Here is a 21,361-nt window from a genome sequence, read left to right on the forward strand (position 1 = left end):
TTCCGTCCGGCGCGCGGCGCGGCAGGGCATGAGATAAAGGGGCTTGAATGCGAGGTCGCCAGCGGCCCGGCCGCGGGCGACCTATTTCAGTTTTACGTCGAGCGCATCGCGCAGCCAGTCGCCGATCAACAGCACCAGCAACGACACGACCATGATCATCAGCGATGGCGCCAGCGCCACCCAGGGAGCTGTAGCAAGGTAATCCCGGCCAGCTCCCACCATCGAACCCAGCGTCGCGGTCGGCGGCTGGACGCCGAGACCGAGGAACGACAGCGACGATTCCAGGAGGATCAAGGCGGAGAAGGTCATGGTCCAGATAACGATGATCGGCGACGTCACATTCGGAAGAATGTGACGGAAGAGGATGCGCGCATGCGAGGCACCGGCCGCCCTCGACGCTTCGATGAAAGGCTGCCTGGAGACTGACAGTACCTGAGCGCGCACGACACGGGCATAGACTTCCCAGCCGGAAAGCCCGATGACGGAAATCAGCACCGCCAGCGAGTTCCCGAGCATGGCAATCGTCAGAAGCGCGATCAGCGTGAAGGGAACGGCCATCTGCACATCGACGATGGCGATCAGGAAGGCACCGAGCCGGCCGCGGAAATATCCGGCGACCACCCCGAAAGCGACACCGACGAGGAGGCTGATGAAGCTGCCGGCAAGCGCAATGAGCATGGTCAATTGCAGGCCGGACAGGGTTCGCGAGAGGACGTCGCGTCCGAGTTCATCCGTGCCGAGCAGGTGGGTTGCCATCGCCCGGTCGAAACCAACGGGGGGACGAAGGCGGGCAAGCAGCGTCTGCGCATTGGGATCGAATGGTGCAATCGCCGGGCCGGCGAGCGCCAAAGCAAGAACAACGGCAAAGGCGGCGAGATAAACGCGCGGCATCAGCCCGGCCTTTGCCCAGAGACGCCCGACACCGCTCTTGGCCGTGCGTCGCGGCGCCTTGGCGGCTGGTTTCAACGCTATCGTTTTCGGGGATGTGGCGATGTCGCTCATGATGAGGCTACCTTCACACGAGGATCAATCAGGGCATAAATGACGTCGATGACGACGGAGGTGACGACCACCAGGCTGGCAATGAAGATGACGCCGAACTGCAGCACCGGATAATCACGGCCGATGGCCGCATAGACGACGAGGTCACCGATGCCCTTGGTGGCAAAGACTGCCTCGACCAGCACGCAGCGCCCGACCATGCCGGCCACCTGCAGGCCGATGATGGTGACGACAGGGATCGCGGCATTGCGCAGCGCATGCTTGCCGATGACCAGCAACTTCGACAGGCCTTTGGCACGGGCAGTGCGGATATAGTCCTGGCTCATCACGTCGAGCATGGCGTTGCGGGTAAAGCGCAGGATTTCGGCCACCATGAGCGCCGACAGCACGAGCGCCGGCATGACGAAATGCAGCGGCGTCGCCGAGCCCGAGCTTGGAAACCAGTGCAACCTCAGCGAAAAGACCAGGATCATCAGGATAGCGAGGACGAAATTCGGCGTCGCATAGCCGATAAAGGCCACCCCCATGATAATAGACCCGATCGCCTTTCCCCGTTTCAACGCAGCAACGATGCCGAGCGGCACGCCGACGGCGATGGAGAAGAACAGCGCATAGGCAAACAGGATCAGCGTATTGGGCAGGCGTTCGGCATAGATGTCGGCGACCGGCCGCCGCTCGTAGAGACTGAGGCCGAAATCGCCCGACAGCAACCCGCGCACGAACTGGAAGAACTGCACCCAGATCGGCTGATCGAGACCCAGCTGTTGAACCATCGCCGCGCGGGTTGCCGCATCGGTTCCGGGCGGGAGCAGATAGTCCATCGCATCGCCGGAAAGCCGGGTTGCCGCGAAAACGGCAGCGACAACAACGCAGAGCGTGATGATCGCCCCGATCGTGCGCCGGGTCAGGAAATCAAGCACGAACCTGTTTCCTTCTCTCCGCCCAATCGATCTCCGAGAAAGGCTGCATCGGCGCAACCCACGGGCGCTCGCCCGACTTACGGAAGGGGACGCGAACGTGGAACGGATCGTTACCATGAACGTCGATGGTGAGCTCGCCATCCTTGATCTCGAGATCCGCATAGGCAGCTGCCGTCAATGGCATGGTGGTAAAGCGCTCGCTCAGCGACTGGATCGTCACGTGCTGGATGTTGCCGACATTGGTGATGGTGTTCCAGTGAACATGGCCGGAGAGCCAGAGGGCGGCATTACCGTTTTCCTCGACCGCTTTGCGGACAGCCGCATGGTCGGGATAGGTCGAATATCCGGCGTTGCGCTCGAAATAGTAGTTGCCGATCTGCGAATGGCCGGAGAGCGGGACATGCGTCGCGATAATAGCCGGGCGCTCATCCGCCTTGAGAGCTTCCACCAGCCATTCCAGATGAGCACCGGTGCTGTTGAAACCTGTCTCCATGTCGATCTTCACATCCGGCTGCCAGGCGATCAGCCGGAATTCGCCGAGATCGTGGACGCTGCTCTGCATCGATTGACCGAAGATCGCTTCATTATCGGCAATGCTCAGATTGTTGACGTCGTGATTGCCGAGCACATGGACGCGCTTGCCGCGAAAAGTGGAGAAGATCGCGGCAAGTTCCGAGGCGAAACGGTAGTCTTTTTCATGCGTCGTATCAGAGATGTGGTCGCCGAGATCGAGGACCAGATCGACATTCCGCTCGATGGCACGATCGATGAACTGCCTCACCACAGGCAGGCCATCCCAACCGGCTTCCTTCGTGTGAGACTGGGGGCCGTGATGGATATCGGTGATGATTGCGATCTTCATGGAGATGCTCCTGAGCTGGTCCTTTGGGGCTCTCGACCCCGTCTTCGACAGCATGAGTACGCTGCGTCGATGACAGTTTCATGAATTAATCTCAATATTATTTATCATTGACATTGAGCTTTCCTCAATGCACTTATCGATGACAACAGAGGAGCGGACGTGCCTGATCTCGATATCGATGCAAGAGGTTATCTTATTGATCTCGATGGAACTTTGATAAGCGGCCAAACCGTCTTGCGAGACGCGCGGTGGCTGCTGAATGCGGTCGCCGGCCGGTTCGTTCTCGTCTCCAACAACGCCGAACACACGCCGGCTCAGCTTTCCAGAATGCTGCAGACCATCGGCCTTGCTGTCGATGCCGACAGCATCATTCTCGCGGGAACAAGCGCGATCGACAGGATCGCTGCCGAGCAACCGGACGCCTCCCTGCTGTTGCTTGCCAGTCCCGCCCTCCGCTCCTATGCGAGGCGCAGAGGCTTGCAGTTGGACACCCCTCGCCCGGACGTCGTCCTCGTTGCCCGCGACCGGCAGTTCTCCTATGCGAAACTCGCGGCGGCGGTCTCGGCACTTACCGATGGGGCTCGGCTTGTGGTCGCCGCGCCGGATCTCAGCCACCCAGGCACCGACGGCCGGCCTATTCCGGAAACCGGAGCATTGGCCGCCGCCATCATTGCCTGCGCCGGCACGCGCGACTACACCGTCATCGGCAAGCCGGAACGGGCGCTGTTCGAGATGGGATGCCGCCGCCTCGGCATCGACTTTTCCGATGCGGTCATGATCGGCGATAATCCACAGACCGACGGCCTCGGCGCGCGACGCCTCGGCATGCGTTTCTGGCAAGTGCATGATGGCAGCATAAGGCATACGCCGCAGCTTGCGGTGGTCTAGAGCAATTCCAGCAAAAGTACGCAGCGATTTTGCTTAGGGAATTGCATGAAAGCAAAGAGATTGCATGAAAGCAAAGAGATAGAGCATTTCCGTCTCTCAGTTTAGAACGGACATGCTCTAAGACAATGTGAGGGTAGTTTTCGCATGGCGGTGGAACGAGACAAGGCACCCAGCGCGCAGGAGTTTTCCGGCGTCGTCGATCGTATCCGCGCGGTGCGCAAGGATCTGGCGCCGACCGCCGGCCGGATTGCCGACTTCATCACACAGCACGCCTCGGACGTGATCCACATGTCTGTCACGGAAGTCGCGGAAAAGGCCGGCGCCAGCGAGGGGAGCGTCATCGGCTTCTGTCAGGCGATCGGCGCAAGAGGCTTCCAACAGATCAAGATCTCGCTCGCCCGCGATCTCGTTCAGCCGGTTCAATTCATCCATGAGGACCTGACCCCGAGCGACAACATCGCCTCGGTCGTCGAGAAGGTATTTCAATCCGACCTACAGGCGCTTCAAGACACGCAAAAGGCCCTCGACATCGCCGCCCTATCGCGCGCGGTCGACGCCATCCGCAAGGCAAGCCGCGTCGAGGTGTTCGGGATCGGCAGTGCCGCTCCGATCGCCGAGGACATGAATTATCGTCTGCTGCGCATCGGCATTCTCTCCCGCGCAAGCGTCGACAGCCATGTGCAGGCCATTGTCGGATCCCTGGCGGACGCCTCGACCGCCGTCATCACCATTTCCCATTCCGGCAGCACGGTCGAAACTCTGACGGCAACGCGCCTTGCCAAGGAAGCCGGCGCAACCACCATCGCCATCACCAATTTCGGCAAATCCCCCCTCTTGGCTCAAACCGATATCGTCCTGAACACACTCGCCCGCGAGACCCAGTTCCGCACAGAGGCCATGACCAGCCGCATCGCCCAGCTCGCCATCGTCGACGCCCTCATCGCCTGTCTTGCCCTTGCCGACTATGAGCGGGCCACCCAGACCATCGCAAAGACATTCGACGTGCTCTCGACAAAACGCGTTTGAGCGAAGGGCCAAGACCGACCTCCGTCGAGCCTCATGCAGCTTGCTGCAGGACAGATTCTGCGTCTCCAGCAGGTCGTCTCAAGGCTGCTTCAGCGCGGGCGACGGAGCGCCCGTATCTTGCCGCTGCCGCCACCGCCGGCGAAGAAGCTATCCTTACCGTCGGACTCGAGGCCTGAAACGCCGGCGCCCTCGGGCATTTCCAATCGTTCCAGTACTTCGCCGGTGACAGGATCGATACGGCGAACATCGCTTTCATCGCCCTCCCAAGTGCCGTGCCACAATTCGCCGTCGACCCAAGTGACGCCGGTGACAATGCGGTTGGATTCGATCGTGCGCCTAATAGCGCCGGTCTCGGGGTCGATCTCGATGATCTTGCGGCCACGATGCTGGCCGACCCACAGGCTGCCCTCGCACCAGGCAAGGCCTGAATCGCCGCCATTGCCCGGTGCAGGAATGGTGGAGACTATCTTTCCGGTTTCCGGGTCGAGTTTGTGGATCCGGTCTTCGGCGATCTGGTAGAGATAGCGCCCATCGAAAGCAGTTCCTGCATGCGAGGCGACGTCGATCGAGCGCAGTTGCGCACCGGTTTCCGGGTCAAGGGCATGCAGCTTTTCGCCGGAGGCAAACCAGACGTGCTGGCCGTCGAAGGTGACGCCATTGACGCGGGGAGCGTTGTCGAAGGGGCCATATTCGCGAATGACCTCGGCTTGAGACTTTTTCATTGTATCCATCCTCCACTCAGAAGCTGTTGAATTCGATGGCCCAATCCTAGTCGCTCGGCAGAGGTCCCGGGAGTAACAATGTCGTCGGGAAGCCGACGACCGGCGGCATCATCCAGCGGCGGGCACGACCATTGCCAACACCTTGCACCTTGCCGCCGGCTGCCAAGGCATCAAGCGCACGCTGTATCGTGCGCGGGCTTATCGCTAGCGCGATCGCCAGCGCCGAACTGGACCAGGCTTCGCCGTCCGCCAGCAAAGCCAGCACGGACGCATGCTCCGCCTCTATGGGCGGCGCCAGTACGACGATATCGCGTTTCCCATGCGCCGTCAGCGCAAAGCCGCGCGCCGTCGCGTCGATATCGGCGAACGGCTCCACCGCCGCTCGCAGCCTCCCGATCTCCACCCTCAACCGCGCCCTGTGGGATTCGTCGGCATGACGAGCGCGGAAAGCACGGGAGAGCAGTGCCTCGCGCGGCGCGTCCGCCGGCGCTGCTTCGGCAAGGACTCGCGCCAGCGCAAATAGAACCGGCCGGGTTGCCAACGGCACCGTGTCATTCCCACGACGCACGACATTGCGGCAGGCGTCGATGACCAGTGCGCCGGAGGATAACAGCACCTCCACCTCGGCGAGCGACAGCAAACTTTCCGTGCCCTGTGTGATCAAGCGCGCCGCCGGCGTGTGAAGCGCGTCAACAGCATCGCGTACTTCGACGCTAAGGGCTGGAATACCCGCCTTCTGTGCTGCGTCGGCTGCACGCATCAGAGCAGCACGGGCCGACGCCGTGCGAATGCGGCGGATGGCAATGCCGGCAACCGCGAGCTCATGGCTTGCCCTTGCGGCTGGCGGCAGTGGTGAGGAGTCAAATTTGGCGACCAGCCGCTCTGCTTCGTCGAGATGGCCGACAAGCAGCAGGCGGCGGATCTGCAGATTGCGGGCATGGGCGGCATTGATGCGGTCGCCATGCTTGTCGAGAACGGCTCGCGCCGTCTCCAGCACTTTTTCGGGCCAGCCGAGATCGCGCGAAACGAGGGCAATTTCCGCCTCGGCGACGATGCAACGGGCTCGGGCGACAATCTCGCGGGGGCCGAAAGCGCGCGCAGCACTCTTCAGCAGCGCCTTGGCACGGTCAAAATCACCGAGCTGGGCCATGGCAATGCCGCGAAGCGCCAGCGCCGGAGCGTCGTCGCGCAATGCCACACGCTTCATGGCTCCCAGCGCATCGCCAGATGCGAGCGCCTGTGCGGCCGCGACGATCAGCGAGTCCATCGAAATCCCGTCACACTTGTAACTCCCACCCGTCCGAACCCTAGCGGTAAGTTATTCCTCATCGGGCGGCAAGATCTTGCCCCCGCCGCAACCTAACCCGCAGACGAAGGAGAAGATCCATGACCATGCACAGAACAGGAACGCGCAAGGAATGGCTTTCCGCCAGGCTTTCCCTACTGGATCAGGAAAAGGAGCTGACGCGGCGCAGCGATGAAATCGCCGAGAACCGTCGGGAATTGCCTTGGGTCAGGGTAGAGAAGGACTATCGGCTCGAGACCGAACAGGGGACGGTTCCGCTCTCGGCGCTCTTCAAGGGACGTTCGCAGCTTCTCGTCTATCACTTCATGTTCGGCCCGGACTACACGGCCGGCTGCCCATCCTGTTCGTCGATTGCAGACGGATTCAATGGCATTGCCGTGCATCTCGAAAACCATGACGTCGCCTTTTCCGCCGTTTCCCGGGCACCGCTCGAAAAACTGCAGGAATTCAAAAGGCGCATGGGCTGGACCTTCGACTGGGCTTCGTCAGCAAACAGCGATTTCAACCACGATTTCAATGTCTGGTTCTCCCCGGAAGAGCAACGCGACGGCAGCATCGAATACAACTACCGCCGCGAGCCGCCGATGCCCGAGCCCCTGGCCAGCAAGACGGTGCAGCAATGGGAGCTGCGCGGCAGCGAAGGCCCGGTCGCTCAGATCGCCTCGATGACGGGAACGGACGTCGCAACCTATACGCGCGACCGGCCGGGTGTAAGCGCGTTCACAATCCAGGACGGTGAGATCTATCACACCTATTCGTCCTATGCCCGCGGGCTCGACGGCCTTTGGGGCATGTATCAATGGCTCGATCGGGCGCCGCTCGGTCGCAACGAAACGGGTGTATGGTGGCGCCATCACGATCGTTACGGAGTGGCCTAATGTCCAGATTGTCCGAAACACGTGCAAGGGCCGGCGCGCATGCCGCCGGCCTGCTTCAATCGGTAAGCGTCGCTCGCTGGCTTCAACTCGCCGCAGCGCCCGTCTTTGCCGGCATGGCGTTGCTCACCGCACACGATCCCGCGGCCGACATGATGTGCTCGGCGCAAGGCAGCTCGATGCTAAGCGGCATGGTGCCGATGTATCTGTTGATGAGCCTGTTTCACCTGGGTCCGTGGCTGCGATTGTTTTCAAGGGATTGAGAGGCGAGCGAGCGTTGAGCCGGCGCGTCCAATAGAACGGGCTCCATCAACACTCGCTCCTCAATACCGAAATGCTCTTTGAAATTCCGCCATCCCTTCGGCGTCACCTCGACACTGCGCGACGCTTTTTGCCGCCGTATCCATCCCTCGGTGCAGAGCAGATTGGTGAATTGCACGCCAAGCGGACCGGCGAGATGATGTTGCCGCTCCGTCCAATCGAGGCACTGCCGGGCGAGTCCTGCGCGAGCGGGTTTGATTTTCGCCGGATCGAGACCGATGTCTGCGAACCATCCGGCACCGACCGAGGTCACTTCGAACCGCTTGTTGTCAGTGGCCACGAGACATCCCTTTTCGAGCAGCCCCTTCGTAACCGCGACGCCGAGGCGGCCCGCCAAATGATCGTAGCAGCAGCGGGCGAATTGCAGCTTCTGCGCTTCACGCGTCAATGCCTTCCTGCGCACGATTTCGACCGGACCTATCGACGCGAGGTTTTCGAGCGCCAGCGCGACATGCGGGCCCGCAAGGCGGTAATAACGATGCCGTCCCTCGGTTTCGACCGCCAGCAAGCCGCCCGCCAACAGCTTGCCGAGATGGGAGCTGGCCGTCTGCGCGGTCACACCGGCACAATAAGCGAGTTCACCAGCCGGCCTTGCGCGACCATCGAGCAAGGCAATGAGTATGGTGGCGCGGGCAGGATCGGCAATCAGAGCGGCGGCGGAGGCAATATTCGGCTGCGAACCCATGTGTCTGGCTCCCTGTTTCGAGCGCCAGAGTAGCATGAATGTTGCTCGCATGTTTCGACACGCATCGAAACATTCCATCCGATCGGTACGCTAAGGTAATCTGGCAGATGCATGCCATGGAGCCCGCGAATGACGAAGACCACGATTGCCCATTTCACCGACACCCATCTCGGCCAGAAGCTGGTCACGAACAGTGAAATAGCCGGCGACAAAATGCGCTACGACAATGCGCCCAAAGAACACGAGGATCGCCTGCGGCTGGTCCTCGATGACATTGCGGCCAAGGGTATCTCGAGCGTGGTCTTCGGCGGCGACATCGGTACCGCCGAATCGGTTCAAAGCTTCTTCGCGCTTCTGAAAGATTATGATTTCGCAGTTAGCGTCATCCTCGGCAACCACGATGACTACGCTAACGTCACGCAATATTGGAACGCCAGCGACAATGCCGTCCGGGGAAAGCTGTGTTTCTCGCGCACCTATGGAGATCTGAAGCACATCTTTCTCGACTCGTCCGATAACATATTGGGCGAGAGCCAGCGCGCGTGGCTGGCCAGTGAGCTTGATGGCGTGAGCAAGGCCTTACTCTTCGTGCATCATCCGATCCTGGCGATCGACACGCCCGTGGATCGAGCCGGCGCTGCCTTGCGCGATCGGGATGAAACCATGTCGCTGCTGCTTGGCATCGGTTGCGAGGTATCGGTATTCTGCGGCCATTATCACATTATCGACGATGCCAGCGACGCCAATATCCGCCAATTCGCCACGCCGGCGACCTCTTACCAGATCGTCAAACAGTCAGATGAGCTTCAGGCGGATGTCGGAACGTTTGGCTACCGCATACTGCACATAGACGGAAGCGAGATTGAAACAGAGGCCGTGCTGTTGCCCCGATCCTAAGATCGCTCCGCGGCTTATCGCATGCTTGACCATAAGCGAGCGAACAGGCAGGCCCCTAGCGCTATGTCAGGCGCAAATCGAGGCGCGGATGAAGCTTCTTCAGATTTGGCAGCGACTTTATCTGCCATGGAATTTGCGAGGAACCACATACGGTGAGTTGGAGATCGGGGTGCTTGCGCGCCTCGATCGTCAGTTTGGCGAGCAGGTTGATGCCGGAAGAATTCAGGAAATGCAGGCCTGTCAAATCGAACGTAGCCTTGCCTCCGCCGTCGAAAAGCACTTGTCTGGCCAGATCGTAGACCGGTGCATAGGCATCGGGGCCTGCCAGGCGCATGGTTCCGTCAAAAAACAGGGTGCTGCCCTCTGACCAGACGCGGAACGCTTCTTCCTTGATTTCCATAAATGGCCTCTCGTGGACTCACGACGATCAAATTGCCATCATGGCATAAGTTTGCAGTCTTGTCCGCTTATGCAGATTGTCCCCATCAAAGCGCCAGGCCAAATGAGCCTGATAGTCGCTCATCAACGTCAGCAATCCCAATCCGGAGACATTGCCGCCTTCGAGCACACTCGCCTCGATCTGTTCTATGAGAAGTTCACCCGGATCACCAGCGGTGACTTTCGACAAAAGCTGCTGAAATCGGGTGGCGGCATCGTCATCCACGAAGTTCACGATCCGCATTCTGAAATCATTCGCATCCACCAAGGCTTCAATCATGATCTCCCCGGACGCACGAAACTTGATGGAATTCTCGATCAGCTCGTTCGTCAGATAGCCGATATCGTGCCTGATCGTCTTGTACTGGCGTTCCGAAGACCGGAACCCGAGCGCCATCGTCTCCGCAATAAAATCCGACGTCATCGCCGAGTGGCGCCACGCAAGGTGAAGCGGTCCATCAAGCAAGCGAAGCCGGAGCGCGCGGCTCGTATCGAACGAGACGAGATCTTCCTTGCCGTATACTACAGTCGTCATGGGCTCACCTGTGTCGCATCACCACAAGGGTAATATCATCGTGGATCTTTTGCGTGCCGATGTAGGTCATCAGATCATCGAGGATCCCATCGACCACTTCTTCGGCAGTGCCGCCGTGCAGGCGGCGGGCATCTTCAAGAAGTCGCTCGAAACCGAAGAGCTCACCCTTCGAGTTCTCCGCCTCGGTGACACCGTCGGTGTGCAGGACGACCATATCGCCCTTCGCGAAGGGTATTTCCCGCGTGTCGATGAATGGGGAGATATCCGCTTCAAGACCGACTGGAAGGCCAAGGTCGCCGGTATCGATGCGCTCGACATTGCCGTTCTGGCGAATAACGATCATGTCCTCATGCTGACCGGATATCGTCAATCGCTCGCCATCGTAATCTAGGAATGACAGGGTGATATGCTTGTCTGTTTCCGTCCGCTCGATGTTCTTGAAGATCGTGCGATTGAGGTCGGTCAGGAATTTCGCCGGATCCATTTCACCGGCCTCTTGCAGCGCACGCGCGATCGATTGCACCATCAGCATGAGCACGCCGCTTTCCAGCCCGTGGCCGGTCACGTCGCCGATGCCGATCTTGAGATTCTTGCCGTTCTGCAGGACGTCGTAATAGTCGCCGCCGACCTCGTCGGCCGGACGCATATAGGCGGCAATTTCCAGATTCTTGACCTCGGTGAGCTCCTTGGCGCGCGGCAGGACCATCAACTGAATCTGGCGGGCGACATCGAGCTCGGCGCCTAGCCGAAGGTTCTCGCTCTTCAACTGATTGTTGAGGGTAGAAATCTCTTCCTTGGCCGCCTCGATCTCCTTCGTCCGGTCTGCAACAAGCTTTTCGAGGTTTTCGGTATGAAAACTGATGTCCTCGGCCATACGGTTGAAGGCGACACCTGCTTCGGCCACCTCATCCTTGCTCGCAATGTCGACCCTGACTGAGTAATCTTTGGCCTGTATGCGCTTGGCGGCGCCTGCCAGCGCACTGATACCACCGGTGATGCGCTTCGATGCAGCGAAGACGGCAATCGTGACGATCATCAACGACACCAGGACGGCAAGGATCTGATAGAGCAGGATCCGGTCGGTTGCCCGTGATATTTCCGCTTTCGCCGCAATGAGCGACGCGTAGATCTCACGTTCGGGCACGACGATTCCAAGCGACATGACCTCACGCTGCACGGGACCGCTTACCCACAGATTGGTAGGATGCAGCTGCTTGACGACGACAAGATAAGGCACGTCCTCGCCTTGCTCGTTGAGCGAAATATGCTGGATCGCGCCGTCGGCATCGAGCGGCAGGTTTGCGATCGCCTTCTGTGTGCTATTGCGCAGCGATCGATCAAGGCCGGTGACACCCTTGTTGGCCGCATCGTTCGATGCGCGCAGACCGATGATCTTTTCCCCGACCGGATTGATCGCGACGACATTTCCATTCGACATGGTCAGGAAGCCGAAGCCGCTCTGGGCGACCTTCACGTTCTCGACGATCTCGGCGAGCTGAGTAAGTGTGATGTCGGCGCCGGCCGCACCGGCCACGCCGTGCCTGTCCGGGGTCCAAAGCGGATGAAAGAAGCTGACGATCAGCTTTCCGGTGATCGCATCCGTATAGGGGGCCGTCTGGGTGATGTAGTCGGCAACCGGTCGGGACGATGGGAGAGACGCCCATTGCTGCCAGGATTCATAAAGTCCTGGAAAGAAGAAAGTCCAGAAATCGGAGCTGTTATGCCCGGGATAGAGCCGATCGAAAGTCTGTGCCTGCTCCGTATAGGGCGCGGTACGAAAGATCGGACGTTCCCTCGGGCCGATATAATACATTTGCAGCTTCGATGCGCCGTTGTGCAGTAACGAAGGGGCGACGAGATCAAGGACGGCGCTCCATTCTATGTCGGCCTGTACCTGCGGCAACGGATGATGATCCTTGTCCAGCAGATAGCCCCAGACACTGACGACCGAGGGCGCTCCGGGAGGGTTTTGCGCCCATTGGCCCACCTGGTCATACGTCACGGTTACGGCGTCCGGAGATGCCTTGGCTATGGCCACACCCACATCGCCGTTTCTCGCCGGATTGTCGATCTGCCCCTGGAGCACGCCCGACAGCGCCTTCACGTCGGAGTGGACCTGATCGATCAGGAGGCCAACTTGCGTGGCCGTGGAATCGGTATAGGAGCGAATATAATCCTGGCTCGCCTTTTCAAGGCCCAGCCCCACCTCGGTCGTGGCGTTGCGCGAGAGGCGCTGCACATTCCAAAGCGCCAGGCCGCCGCTGACCAGCAGGTCGAAAAGCACGGCGCCGCCGACGACGACCAGAAACTTGGCGCGGAAGGAGCGCAGCCCGAGCCAGGGCTTGGCGGCCGAGGTGCCCGTCATAGCGGCTTCTGCCCCGATGAAGCCCAGATGGGCCAGCCGGCATAACCTCTGGGATGGAGGGCTGCAAAAATGTGATCCTGGAAACCCTGTTTGAACCGTTCGATGAAGTCGGGCGGATCGCCTCTCCTGACAGCCATCTCATCGGCATAGACATTCTGCCATGCCGTGATGACATCGGCGAAATCCTGCGGGTCGCCATCGAGATTGGTCACCATGAAACTTTCCATCTTCACGTCCATGAAACCGGCATCCAGCAACATGCGGCGGCCCTTCGGGCCCATCTCAACATCCATATCAAAATATGCAAACAGCTTCGCTACTTCGTTGTAGGTCCACTGGATCGTTTCGGCCCGCGGCTCGCCAAGGCAATGGGAGTTCTTTTCGTTGGTGATGTAGACCCTGCCACCCGGCTTGCAGATGCGATAGAGTTCCCGCAACAGGACGCTCGGGCGGTCGAAGATCTGCAGCGAGTGGCGGCAGGTCACAAAATCGAACTGATCGCTCTCGAACAACATTTCCGACGCATCGCCATAGGTATATTCGATATCCTCTACATCGAAATCCCGAGCCACCGAACGGGCATAATCGAGGCTGGCCATCGAATGATCGAGAGCGACGATCCGGGCCGGTTTGAAGTCCTTCCGCACGAGCATGGCGAAATCGCCGATGCCGCAGCAGATATCCGCAATGTGCATGCCTTCGCGAAGGCCATGCCGCGGCAATATCTCGCGTTCATGCCGCCAAGTCATTTTCGTCTGTGTTCTGAGGATCGGGATGAAACTCTGGTCCTCGACGAATGTCTGGCCCGGATAAAAGGCGGAATCGTAGATGTCGACGGTGATATTGGGCGAGATATCGCTCAGGTGGTGAAACAATCGTGACGCCCAGGCAACGACGCTCGACGCAATGACAACAATTTTGAGATCCGGTCTCGACCGGGCCGCATCGACGAGAACATGCGTTAGGGCGCGGAACGCCGTGTTGTTCATGTGGATGACGCGCTTCAGGTTGATGTAGCAGACGCCATTCACCGTTTCGATGCCGCCCCGTAGCAATGCCAAATCATCGGCAAGCTCCGCGACCGAGTGCGGTCTCAGCACGCCGGATAAGGAGAATTCCTGGTTGTTGGCGTCGAATTGCGCGGTGAACCGATGGGACGAATAGGTGCTCAATTGAGGAGCCTTTCGAACTTGAGATCCACCACGAACGTCAAGAGCCCGGTGTCTGTCTCCCACAGTTCGATTTTGGCCTCGTAGTTGACGGCCAGGCCAAGAAGGATCGCATGCTCCGCGCGCGCCGCGTCGTTGGTGATGACGTCCAGATAATTTGTAAGCGCGTGGCCACCTTTTATGCGGTCGATAATTGCGCCGTAGAAGCCGCGTTTTTCGAGCGGACAAGGAAAAGTCAGCTCTATCCGTTCGACATCACCACTGCGGCAGAAGCGGCAGGTCAGAGCGCCATTGTGCTCTCGGGCATGAAACGACATCTCGAAGAGTTCATTCAGCGCCGCCGAAAGCAGATTGGCATGGCGGATCGGATCGTTCCGGTCGTGGCTGACCATACGAGCAATGTAAGTCGAGCATTGGTCGCAGTAGAGCCAGTCGGCCGCAAAGCTCGCCATCTCCATTTCCAGTTCAAGCAGCGGCTCAAACGCCGCGTCAGCCTGGGTCTCCATGCTATCCACTTAAGAAACTCCCGGATCAAATGCGTTTCAAAAATTAAAGTCCGGCGCGAAGCTCATCCGAAGCTGTCGCCGTTTGGATACGCGCCCCTTGCCTTATAAAATCTTCAAGCCTGTCTGCGGCAAGCGGCGGGCTGATGCAATATCCCTGCAATCGATCACAGCCTTCGTTGCGCAACCAGGCGGCCTGCTGCGCCGTCTCGACACCCTCTGCGGTTACCCGCATATCCAGGCCATGCGCAAGGCTGATCACAGAGCGCACAATCGCCTGGCTTTTCGCATCCTGCAAAAGGTCCCTGATGAAATACCTGTCGATCTTGATCGTATCGAAGGGGAAGTTCTTGAGATAGCTGAGAGATGAATATTCGGTGCCGAAATCGTCGAGCGAGATCTGAATACCGAGCACGTTGAGCGTGTTCAGCGTATCGAGATTGTTGGTGGTGCGTTCGAGCAGAACCCCTTCGGTGATCTCCAGCTCCAGGCGCTCGGCGGGAAATCCGACAATGTCGAGTGTTTGCGACACACGATCGGTGAAACCCGGCGTCAAAAATTCGGCCGGAGAGAGATTGACCGCGAGCGTGTAGTGCACCGGCCAGGTCAAGGCTTCCCGGCAGGCTTCCTCAAGCATCCACTGGCCGATTTCGCTCATCAGACCATCGGCTTCCGCCATGGGAATAAAGGCAGCCGGCGGAATGATGCCCAAAGTCGGGTGCCGCCAGCGCAGCAGCGCCTCAAAGCCCGCGACGTTGGAGGGCAGTTCGACCAGCGGCTGATACTCGATGAAGAACTCGTCGCGCTGGAGCGCTACACGCAGGCTGCGCCGCAGCAATTCCCTCTGCTCGACCACAATCAACATGCTCGGATCGAAAGTTCGAGCCCGACGGCGCCCTTCCTTCTTGGCCGCATAGAGGGCAACGTCGGCCGCCTTCATCAGCTGCTCACCCTCATTGCCGTCTCGCGGCGCGATGGCAATCCCGACACTGACGCCGACGAACAGCGATATGCCGTTGACGGTGAAAGGCTTCTTGAATTCCGCAACCAGCTCTTCGGCCAATCTCTCCGCTTCGAAGGCTTGTTGGGATCCAACCTGAATGATCGCGAATTCATCTCCGGCGAGGCGGTAGACCGTCCCGTTTCGACCGAGCGCTGCCTTTATCCTCTCCGCCGCCAACTGAAGCAGGATATCGCCGGCACCATGCCCCAGCGTGTCATTGACGGGTTTGAAATCGTCGAGATCGAGCTGCATCAGTGCGGGCGCCATTTTTCCATTGGCCGGAAGCAGCTGCGCCAATTCGGCGCTGAATTGACGGCGATTGGGCAATCCGGTCAGAACATCGTGCGTTGCCTGATGGATAAGCCGCTCTCTCTCGTTGTTCTGCGACCATGGGCTCTGCTCGGCATTTGTCCCGCTGGTTTCGACCGCGAAAAGACCCGCCCGGATATGGGAGAGCAACAGACTCCGCGTCTCATGGCTCGAAACGCCAAGCTCGATAGTCTGGGGCTCGCCGGTATCAATCACTTGCTGAACAATCGCGGCAAGGGCAGGTTTTACCAGCAGCGGATAGGCTTCCCACAAAGTGATGCCGTTGCGAGATGCAAGTCCGATACGCTCTTCAAATTCTCGGGAGGAATCGATCAGTTTGAGATCTGCGTCCCAAAGCGAAATCGCCGGCTCGAGACGACTGTCAGGTTCGAACCCCTGTGGAACTCGCTGCGACCGATCCACTCGGTTTTCTGGCATATGGCCTAGTCCCTCCAAACCAGCCACGCGAGTGTCTGGCGGTTGTCCAGCTTGAACTGGGCCTATCCGCATCGGGAGTTGCATCTCACTCATTGCAATCTCATCAAGCGTGCAGGCGCAAGGCATAACTTACCAGAACGTGGCAGCTGCTTTAAGCGAATATATTATCGGATGTTTTTTAGCCAATGATTGCCGGGACATATGCTGACCAAAGACTGGAGCACGGCAGCAGTTTGTTTCATTATCGGTCGAAGGCTGTCTCAGCCTGGCTTATGAGGCAGTGGCGTAATCCACCGGACGCCATCCATATTCTTCGCGCCGGCGCAGCGATGTTGCTGCGCGGCGAACGAATTGTCACTGCGCGATATCGGGGGTCGCAGCAACAATCTCCGACTGTTGGTTTGCAGCTTCTGTCGTCTTCTTTCCCTTGAAGATGCGTCGCACGGAGACGAAGAGCAGCGGGATGAAGAAGACGCCGAGGACGGTGGCGGAGATCATGCCGCCCATGACGCCGATGCCGATCGAGTTCTGGCTGCCCGATCCCGCACCATTGGCAATCGCCAGCGGCAGAACACCGAGGATGAAGGCGAGCGACGTCATCAGGATCGGCCGCAGGCGCTGTCTTGCCGCCTCCAGCGTCGCATCGATCAGCCCCTTGCCCTGGTTCTGCTGCTCGATGGCGAATTCGACGATCAGGATGGCGTTCTTGGCCGCTAGCCCGATGGTCGTCAGCAGGCCCACCTTGAAGTAGACGTCGTTCGACTGTCCGAAGATGGTTGCGGCGAGGAGTGCGCCGAAGATGCCGATCGGCACCGACAGCATGACGGCGAGCGGGATCGACCAGCTTTCGTAGAGGGCGGCGAGCGCCAGGAACACCACGAGGATGGAGATGGCATAGAGCTGGGTCGCCTGGTTGCCGGAGAGCTTTTCCTGAGCGGACAGGCTGGTCCATTCATGGCTGAAGCCGGGCGGCAGGGTCGCCATGATCTTGTCGATCTCGTTCATGGCGTCGCCTGACGAGACACCCGGTGCTGCCGAGCCCAGCACTTCCACGGCCGACGAACCGTTATAGCGTTCCAGACGCGGCGAGCCGCTGGTCCAGATACCTGTCGCAAAAGCCGAGAACGGCACCATATCGCCGGTGGAATTGCGCACATACCAGCGATCGAAATCCTCCGGCTGCATGCGGTACTTGCGATCACCCTGGACATAGACTCTCTTGACGCGGCCGCGATCGATGAAGTCGTTGACGTAGGTGCCGCCCCAGGCGGTTGAGAGCGTCGAATTGATATCGCCGAGATCGACATTCAGGGCCCGGGCTTTTTCCTGATCGATATGGACGGAATATTGCGGCGTATCATCCAGTCCGTTCGGACGTGTTCCACTCAGTCGCGGGTTTGTCGAAGCGGCACCGAGCAGCTGGTTGCGGGCCTGCATCAGCGCGGCATGGCCGGCACCATCGATATCCTTGATGAAGAAGTCGAAGCCGCTCGAGCTGCCGAAGCCGGGGATCGCCGGCGGCGCCAGTGCGAAGACGTTACCGTCCTTGATCTTGGAAAACGCCGCCATGGCCCGCTTGGCGATGGCCGAAGCCGTCGACTGTGGGGTCGTGCGCTTGTCGAAATCCTTCAGGTCGACGAAGGCGATGGCCACGTTCTGCCCCTGTCCGCTGAAGTTGAAGCCGACGCTTCCGAAGACACCGTCGACATAGTCCTTCTCGTTGGTGAGATAGTAATTCATCACCTGATCGAGCACCTTTCTGGTGCGATCGGCCGTGGCGCCTGGAGGAAGCTGTATGCTGGTCAGCAAACGACCCTGATCTTCCTCGGGCAGGAAGGAGCTCGGGAGGCGATTGAACAGATAGGCGACAGCGCCGCCGATCAGTACGAAGATCACCAGGAAGACCGCCGTGCGGCGGATCATGCCGTGGATGGTTCGCTGATAGCCTCGCGTACCCCGCTCGAAATTGCGGTTGAACCAGCCGAACAGACCACGCTCCCTGGCCCCATGCTTAGGCTTTTTGAGGATGGTGGCGCAAAGAGCCGGTGTCAGGATCAGGGCGACGATGACCGAGAGCACCATTGCCGAGACGATCGTCACCGAGAACTGGCGATAGATGACACCGACCGAGCCCGAGAAGAACGCCATCGGGATGAACACAGCCGAGAGAACCGTGGCGATGCCGATCAAGGCACCGGTGATTTCCTGCATCGACTTGATCGTCGCCTCTCGCGGCGACAATCCTTCTTCCTCCATCACGCGCTCGACGTTTTCGACCACGACGATGGCGTCGTCGACCAACAGGCCGATGGCCAGCACCATGCCGAACATCGTCAATGTATTGATCGAGTATCCGAACAGCGACAGCACCCCGAAGGTGCCGAGCAGGACGACCGGGACGGCGAGCGTCGGGATCAGCGTTGCGCGGAGGTTCTGCAGGAAGACGAACATGACGATGAAAACGAGCACGATGGCTTCAAGCAGCGTCTTGACCACGTCCTCGATCGACAGTTTGACGAACGGCGTCGTGTCATAGGGGTAATTGATCTCGACATTAGCCGGCAACGTGCTGCGCAAGCTGTCGATCGTCGCTTCAACCTCCGCAGCCGTATCAATCGCATTCGCACCGGTCGCCAGGCTGAGGCCAATACCGGCTGCAGGCAGACCGTTATAGACGCCTGACGTCACATAACTGTCGGCGCCGAGCTGCACCGTGCCGACATCGTTGATGCGCACCAGCGAACCGTCGGGCAGGCTCTTCAAGATGATATTCTCGAATTCCTGCGTCGTCTGGAAACGGCTGCCGGCTGTGACCGTCGCGTTGAGCTGCTGGCCGCCGAGTTGCGGCAACGCACCAAGCTGGCCGGCCGAGACCTGGACGTTTTGCGCCGTGATCGCCGCAATGACATCCGATGTCATCAGCTGATATTTGGCGAGCCTGTCCGGATCCACCCAGATGCGCATGGCATAGCGCGCGCCGAAGAGCGTGGTATCGCCAACACCCGGCACGCGCTTCAAGGTGTCGTTGAACGTGCTGTCGATATAGTCGGCAAGATCGGTCGGCGCGAGCTTTCCGTCGGTCGAGACAAAGGCCGCAACCAGGAAAAAACTGGTCGTCGATTTGGAGACGGTAATGCCGGTATTCTGCACGGTTTGCGGCAATTGCGCGGTGACTAGCTGCAGCTTGTTCTGCACCTGCATCTGCGCGACGTCAGGATCGGCCTTGTTAGTGAAGGTCAGCGAGATCGATGCCTGACCCGTCGCGGTAGAGGTCGACGTCATATAGTCGAGATTGTCGATGCCGGTCATGCCCTGCTCGATGACCTTGGTCACCGAGTTTTCGACAGTGGCTGCATCGGCGCCGGAATAGGTGGCGGTGATGCGAACCGTCGTCGGCGCGATCTGTGGATATTGCGAGACCGAGAGCGTCAGGATGGACAGCGCACCTGCCAGCATGATGACGATGGAAATAACCCAGGCAAAGATCGGCCGGTCGATGAAGAAACGAGACATCGGCTTCCCTCAGTTCGTCGAGCCGGTAACGGCGGTTCTATCCGCGACGTCGGCCTTGTTCTGTTGTCCGGAGGCAGGAGTGCTTGCTGCAGCCAGCTGCTCGAGATTCCCCGTTGCATCGTCAACGGTGACCGATGCGACATTGACCTCCTGGCCATCGCGCACGCGTTGGCTGCCTTCGACGACGACGCGATCCCCCTCCGCTATTCCCTCGGCCACGAGCCAGCTATTGCCAATGCTGCGCTGGATGGTGAGCGCACGCTGCTGGATCTTTCCGTCCGTATTCACGAAGAAGGCCGTAGGCTCGCCCTTGCTGTTGCGGAAAACGGCGCGCTGCGGCACCAGGAAACTGTTTTCGGCAACCCCCTCCTGAATGGTCGCCCGTACATACATGCCGGGCAAAAGCACACGTCCAGGATTGGGGAAGATGGCCCGCACATTGATCGTCCCGACAGTCTCGGCAACCGCCACTTCGGAAAATTCGAGCCGGCCAGTCTGCTGGTATTGGCTGCCGTCTTCGAGTGTGAGGTGAACCGAGACATTGTCGCCGCTGGTCTTCAGACGGCCCTCTTCGACCGCGCGGCGGAATTTCAGCAGATTTGTGCTCGACTGCGTGACATCGACATTGATGGGGTCCAGCTGGCGGATGGTGGTCAGCGCAGTCGTTTGCTCGGCCGTGACGAGCGCGCCCACGGTAACGGTGGATGCATCGACGCGCCCGGAAATCGGTGCGCGAATTTTGGTATAGTCGAGATTGATCCGCGCCGTTTCCAGAGCCGCCTTGGCGGAGGCCACATCCGCCTGGGCCTGAACGAGCGTTGCCTGCGCATCGTCGGTGTTCTGTTGGCTAACGGCACTCTGAGCGCTCAGGCCCTTGTAGCGATCAAGCCGGGCCTGGGCATTGGGTATTGCGCCTTGCGCCCTTTGCAGGGCGGCGGCGGCGCTGTCATAGGAGGCCTGGTAGGAGGCCGGATCGACCTCATAGAGCACGTCACCGGCCTTGACCTCGCTGCCTTCCTTGAAGTTGCGGTTGCGGATGATGCCACCGACCTGCGGACGGACTTCGGCAACGAGATTGGCGCTGATGCGGCCGGGCAGTTCTGCCGTAATCGCGACCGACTGCGGGCGCAATGTCACCGCGCTGATCTCGGGCTTTGCGGCCGCACGATTGGCCTGCTGTGCCGGTTGCTCGTTGCAGCCGGCCAATACTATCGCCAGAGTGCCGGAAGCAATTGCTCGCAGTAGATATTCTCTCATGTAGTCCTCATTGGGTTCAGACCTAAATCCGATTGAAGGATGGAGCGGCCGTTGTTTCGGCGCCGTGCCGCGCGAATTTGCGCGGTTGAAATCGCAGGCGGTTTTGCCTGGGCGGCCGCTCGGCAACTTATCGAGCGTAGCGGTACGACCGCGCAGCGGAGCGCAGATTGCGCGGCAAATTCCGTCGGCAACCGACTTGAGACGAGGGAGGGGTCAAGCCAAGCTTGGCGCTATGACGCACCAGCAAGCTTCGGCCGGATCTGTAGGAGCCGGACACGGGATTGGCGATCATGGCCTCTATTCCTCTTCAAGCTGTTTGCTCACGAG

19 protein-coding genes are annotated in these 21,361 nt (G+C 59.6%); 5 read left to right on the forward strand and 14 right to left on the reverse strand.

The features are described from left to right. Positions 1 to 81: 81 nt before the first annotated feature. The 3 genes from BSK43_RS32500 to BSK43_RS35900 are packed head-to-tail and all read right to left on the reverse strand — an operon-like array spanning position 82 to position 2,784. Positions 82 to 1,002 (reverse strand): ABC transporter permease, encoded by a 921-nt coding sequence (locus BSK43_RS32500; protein ID WP_077467592.1) that lies wholly within the window; start codon positions 1,000 to 1,002, stop codon positions 82 to 84. Next, on the reverse strand, positions 999 to 1,922 hold the full coding sequence (locus BSK43_RS32505; RefSeq protein ID WP_246662759.1) for an ABC transporter permease: 924 nt from the start codon (positions 1,920 to 1,922) through the stop codon (positions 999 to 1,001). The genes BSK43_RS32500 and BSK43_RS32505 overlap by 4 nt, the downstream gene beginning before the upstream one ends. Then, positions 1,915 to 2,784: a metallophosphoesterase gene (locus BSK43_RS35900; protein WP_246662760.1), complete on the reverse strand. Its 870-nt coding sequence runs from the start codon at positions 2,782 to 2,784 to the stop codon at positions 1,915 to 1,917. The genes BSK43_RS32505 and BSK43_RS35900 overlap by 8 nt, the downstream gene beginning before the upstream one ends. Before the next feature lie 159 nt (positions 2,785 to 2,943). Between BSK43_RS35900 and BSK43_RS32515 the strand changes: the two genes are divergently transcribed. Both BSK43_RS32515 and BSK43_RS32520 read left to right on the forward strand, forming a co-directional pair. Next, on the forward strand, positions 2,944 to 3,672 hold the full coding sequence (locus BSK43_RS32515; protein ID WP_169055492.1) for an HAD family hydrolase: 729 nt from the start codon (positions 2,944 to 2,946) through the stop codon (positions 3,670 to 3,672). A 144-nt stretch (positions 3,673 to 3,816) separates the two neighbouring features. Beyond that, the gene (locus BSK43_RS32520; protein WP_077467596.1) at positions 3,817 to 4,698 is read left to right on the forward strand and encodes a MurR/RpiR family transcriptional regulator; all 882 of its coding nucleotides are present in this window, start codon (positions 3,817 to 3,819) and stop codon (positions 4,696 to 4,698) included. A gap of 89 nt (positions 4,699 to 4,787) precedes the next feature. Here BSK43_RS32520 and BSK43_RS32525 read toward each other — a convergent pair whose 3' ends face one another. Continuing rightward, positions 4,788 to 5,420: a PQQ-binding-like beta-propeller repeat protein gene (locus tag BSK43_RS32525; RefSeq protein WP_077467597.1), complete on the reverse strand. Its 633-nt coding sequence runs from the start codon at positions 5,418 to 5,420 to the stop codon at positions 4,788 to 4,790. Positions 5,421 to 5,466: 46 nt separating this feature from the next. Beyond that, positions 5,467 to 6,687 (reverse strand): helix-turn-helix domain-containing protein, encoded by a 1,221-nt coding sequence (locus BSK43_RS32530; protein ID WP_077467598.1) that lies wholly within the window; start codon positions 6,685 to 6,687, stop codon positions 5,467 to 5,469. Between the two features lie 119 nt (positions 6,688 to 6,806). Here BSK43_RS32530 and BSK43_RS32535 point away from each other — a divergent pair, with 119 nt between their 5' ends. Further along, on the forward strand, positions 6,807 to 7,604 hold the full coding sequence (locus tag BSK43_RS32535; RefSeq protein ID WP_077467599.1) for a thioredoxin family protein: 798 nt from the start codon (positions 6,807 to 6,809) through the stop codon (positions 7,602 to 7,604). Next, a complete protein-coding gene (locus tag BSK43_RS32540; RefSeq protein WP_077467600.1) occupies positions 7,604 to 7,864 on the forward strand; it encodes a hypothetical protein in 261 nt (86 codons plus the stop codon). Before BSK43_RS32535 ends, BSK43_RS32540 begins: the two co-directional genes overlap by 1 nt. Here the strand turns inward: BSK43_RS32540 and BSK43_RS32545 are convergent. Next, positions 7,825 to 8,607 carry a helix-turn-helix transcriptional regulator gene (locus tag BSK43_RS32545; RefSeq protein WP_077467601.1) on the reverse strand — a complete coding sequence of 261 codons (783 nt, stop codon included), beginning with the start codon at positions 8,605 to 8,607 and terminating at the stop codon, positions 7,825 to 7,827. The two genes, BSK43_RS32540 and BSK43_RS32545, sit on opposite strands and share 40 nt — an antisense overlap. 129 nt (positions 8,608 to 8,736) lie before the next feature. Between BSK43_RS32545 and BSK43_RS32550 the strand changes: the two genes are divergently transcribed. After that, positions 8,737 to 9,504: a metallophosphoesterase gene (locus BSK43_RS32550; RefSeq protein ID WP_169055493.1), complete on the forward strand. Its 768-nt coding sequence runs from the start codon at positions 8,737 to 8,739 to the stop codon at positions 9,502 to 9,504. Between the two features lie 61 nt (positions 9,505 to 9,565). On the opposite strand, the gene BSK43_RS32555 is transcribed toward BSK43_RS32550, so the two are convergent. The 8 genes from BSK43_RS32555 to BSK43_RS32590 form a co-directional block, all read right to left on the reverse strand. Beyond that, positions 9,566 to 9,904: a hypothetical protein gene (locus BSK43_RS32555; protein WP_077467603.1), complete on the reverse strand. Its 339-nt coding sequence runs from the start codon at positions 9,902 to 9,904 to the stop codon at positions 9,566 to 9,568. A gap of 27 nt (positions 9,905 to 9,931) precedes the next feature. Beyond that, positions 9,932 to 10,477 carry an ATP-binding protein gene (locus BSK43_RS32560; RefSeq protein ID WP_077467604.1) on the reverse strand — a complete coding sequence of 182 codons (546 nt, stop codon included), beginning with the start codon at positions 10,475 to 10,477 and terminating at the stop codon, positions 9,932 to 9,934. Positions 10,478 to 10,481: 4 nt separating this feature from the next. Further along, a complete protein-coding gene (locus BSK43_RS32565; RefSeq protein WP_077467605.1) occupies positions 10,482 to 12,842 on the reverse strand; it encodes a SpoIIE family protein phosphatase in 2,361 nt (786 codons plus the stop codon). Beyond that, positions 12,839 to 14,014 carry a class I SAM-dependent methyltransferase gene (locus BSK43_RS32570; protein ID WP_077467606.1) on the reverse strand — a complete coding sequence of 392 codons (1,176 nt, stop codon included), beginning with the start codon at positions 14,012 to 14,014 and terminating at the stop codon, positions 12,839 to 12,841. The genes BSK43_RS32565 and BSK43_RS32570 overlap by 4 nt, the downstream gene beginning before the upstream one ends. After that, positions 14,011 to 14,517, reverse strand: a complete 507-nt coding sequence (locus BSK43_RS32575) for a ubiquinone biosynthesis methyltransferase UbiE (protein WP_136687417.1) — start codon at positions 14,515 to 14,517, stop codon at positions 14,011 to 14,013. The genes BSK43_RS32570 and BSK43_RS32575 overlap by 4 nt, the downstream gene beginning before the upstream one ends. A 43-nt stretch (positions 14,518 to 14,560) precedes the next feature. Continuing rightward, entirely contained in the window at positions 14,561 to 16,264 is a 1,704-nt protein-coding gene (locus tag BSK43_RS32580; protein ID WP_077467608.1) for an EAL domain-containing protein, read from the reverse strand. A 354-nt stretch (positions 16,265 to 16,618) separates the two neighbouring features. Then, the gene (locus BSK43_RS32585) at positions 16,619 to 19,777 is read right to left on the reverse strand and encodes an efflux RND transporter permease subunit (protein WP_077467609.1); all 3,159 of its coding nucleotides are present in this window, start codon (positions 19,775 to 19,777) and stop codon (positions 16,619 to 16,621) included. A 9-nt stretch (positions 19,778 to 19,786) separates the two neighbouring features. Next, positions 19,787 to 21,034 (reverse strand): efflux RND transporter periplasmic adaptor subunit, encoded by a 1,248-nt coding sequence (locus BSK43_RS32590; RefSeq protein ID WP_077467610.1) that lies wholly within the window; start codon positions 21,032 to 21,034, stop codon positions 19,787 to 19,789. Positions 21,035 to 21,361: the final 327 nt, after the last annotated feature.

Origin of the sequence: Rhizobium sp. P44RR-XXIV, from assembly GCF_001999485.2 — a bacterium.
In the GTDB taxonomy this organism is placed as follows: domain Bacteria; phylum Pseudomonadota; class Alphaproteobacteria; order Rhizobiales; family Rhizobiaceae; genus Rhizobium.

Coding starts and splice junctions, on each gene's coding strand:
- BSK43_RS32540 (WP_077467600.1), top strand. CDS start 7,604: ATGTCCAGATTGTCCGAAACACGTGCAAGGGCCGGCGCGCATGCCGCC.
- BSK43_RS32530 (WP_077467598.1), bottom strand. CDS start 6,687: ATGGACTCGCTGATCGTCGCGGCCGCACAGGCGCTCGCATCTGGCGAT.
- BSK43_RS32520 (WP_077467596.1), top strand. CDS start 3,817: ATGGCGGTGGAACGAGACAAGGCACCCAGCGCGCAGGAGTTTTCCGGC.
- BSK43_RS32545 (WP_077467601.1), bottom strand. CDS start 8,607: ATGGGTTCGCAGCCGAATATTGCCTCCGCCGCCGCTCTGATTGCCGAT.
- BSK43_RS32535 (WP_077467599.1), top strand. CDS start 6,807: ATGACCATGCACAGAACAGGAACGCGCAAGGAATGGCTTTCCGCCAGG.
- BSK43_RS32525 (WP_077467597.1), bottom strand. CDS start 5,420: ATGAAAAAGTCTCAAGCCGAGGTCATTCGCGAATATGGCCCCTTCGAC.
- BSK43_RS32500 (WP_077467592.1), bottom strand. CDS start 1,002: ATGAGCGACATCGCCACATCCCCGAAAACGATAGCGTTGAAACCAGCC.
- BSK43_RS32565 (WP_077467605.1), bottom strand. CDS start 12,842: ATGACGGGCACCTCGGCCGCCAAGCCCTGGCTCGGGCTGCGCTCCTTC.
- BSK43_RS35900 (WP_246662760.1), bottom strand. CDS start 2,784: ATGAAGATCGCAATCATCACCGATATCCATCACGGCCCCCAGTCTCAC.
- BSK43_RS32580 (WP_077467608.1), bottom strand. CDS start 16,264: ATGCCAGAAAACCGAGTGGATCGGTCGCAGCGAGTTCCACAGGGGTTC.
- BSK43_RS32585 (WP_077467609.1), bottom strand. CDS start 19,777: ATGTCTCGTTTCTTCATCGACCGGCCGATCTTTGCCTGGGTTATTTCC.
- BSK43_RS32555 (WP_077467603.1), bottom strand. CDS start 9,904: ATGGAAATCAAGGAAGAAGCGTTCCGCGTCTGGTCAGAGGGCAGCACC.
- BSK43_RS32560 (WP_077467604.1), bottom strand. CDS start 10,477: ATGACGACTGTAGTATACGGCAAGGAAGATCTCGTCTCGTTCGATACG.
- BSK43_RS32550 (WP_169055493.1), top strand. CDS start 8,737: ATGACGAAGACCACGATTGCCCATTTCACCGACACCCATCTCGGCCAG.
- BSK43_RS32590 (WP_077467610.1), bottom strand. CDS start 21,034: ATGAGAGAATATCTACTGCGAGCAATTGCTTCCGGCACTCTGGCGATA.
- BSK43_RS32575 (WP_136687417.1), bottom strand. CDS start 14,517: ATGGAGACCCAGGCTGACGCGGCGTTTGAGCCGCTGCTTGAACTGGAA.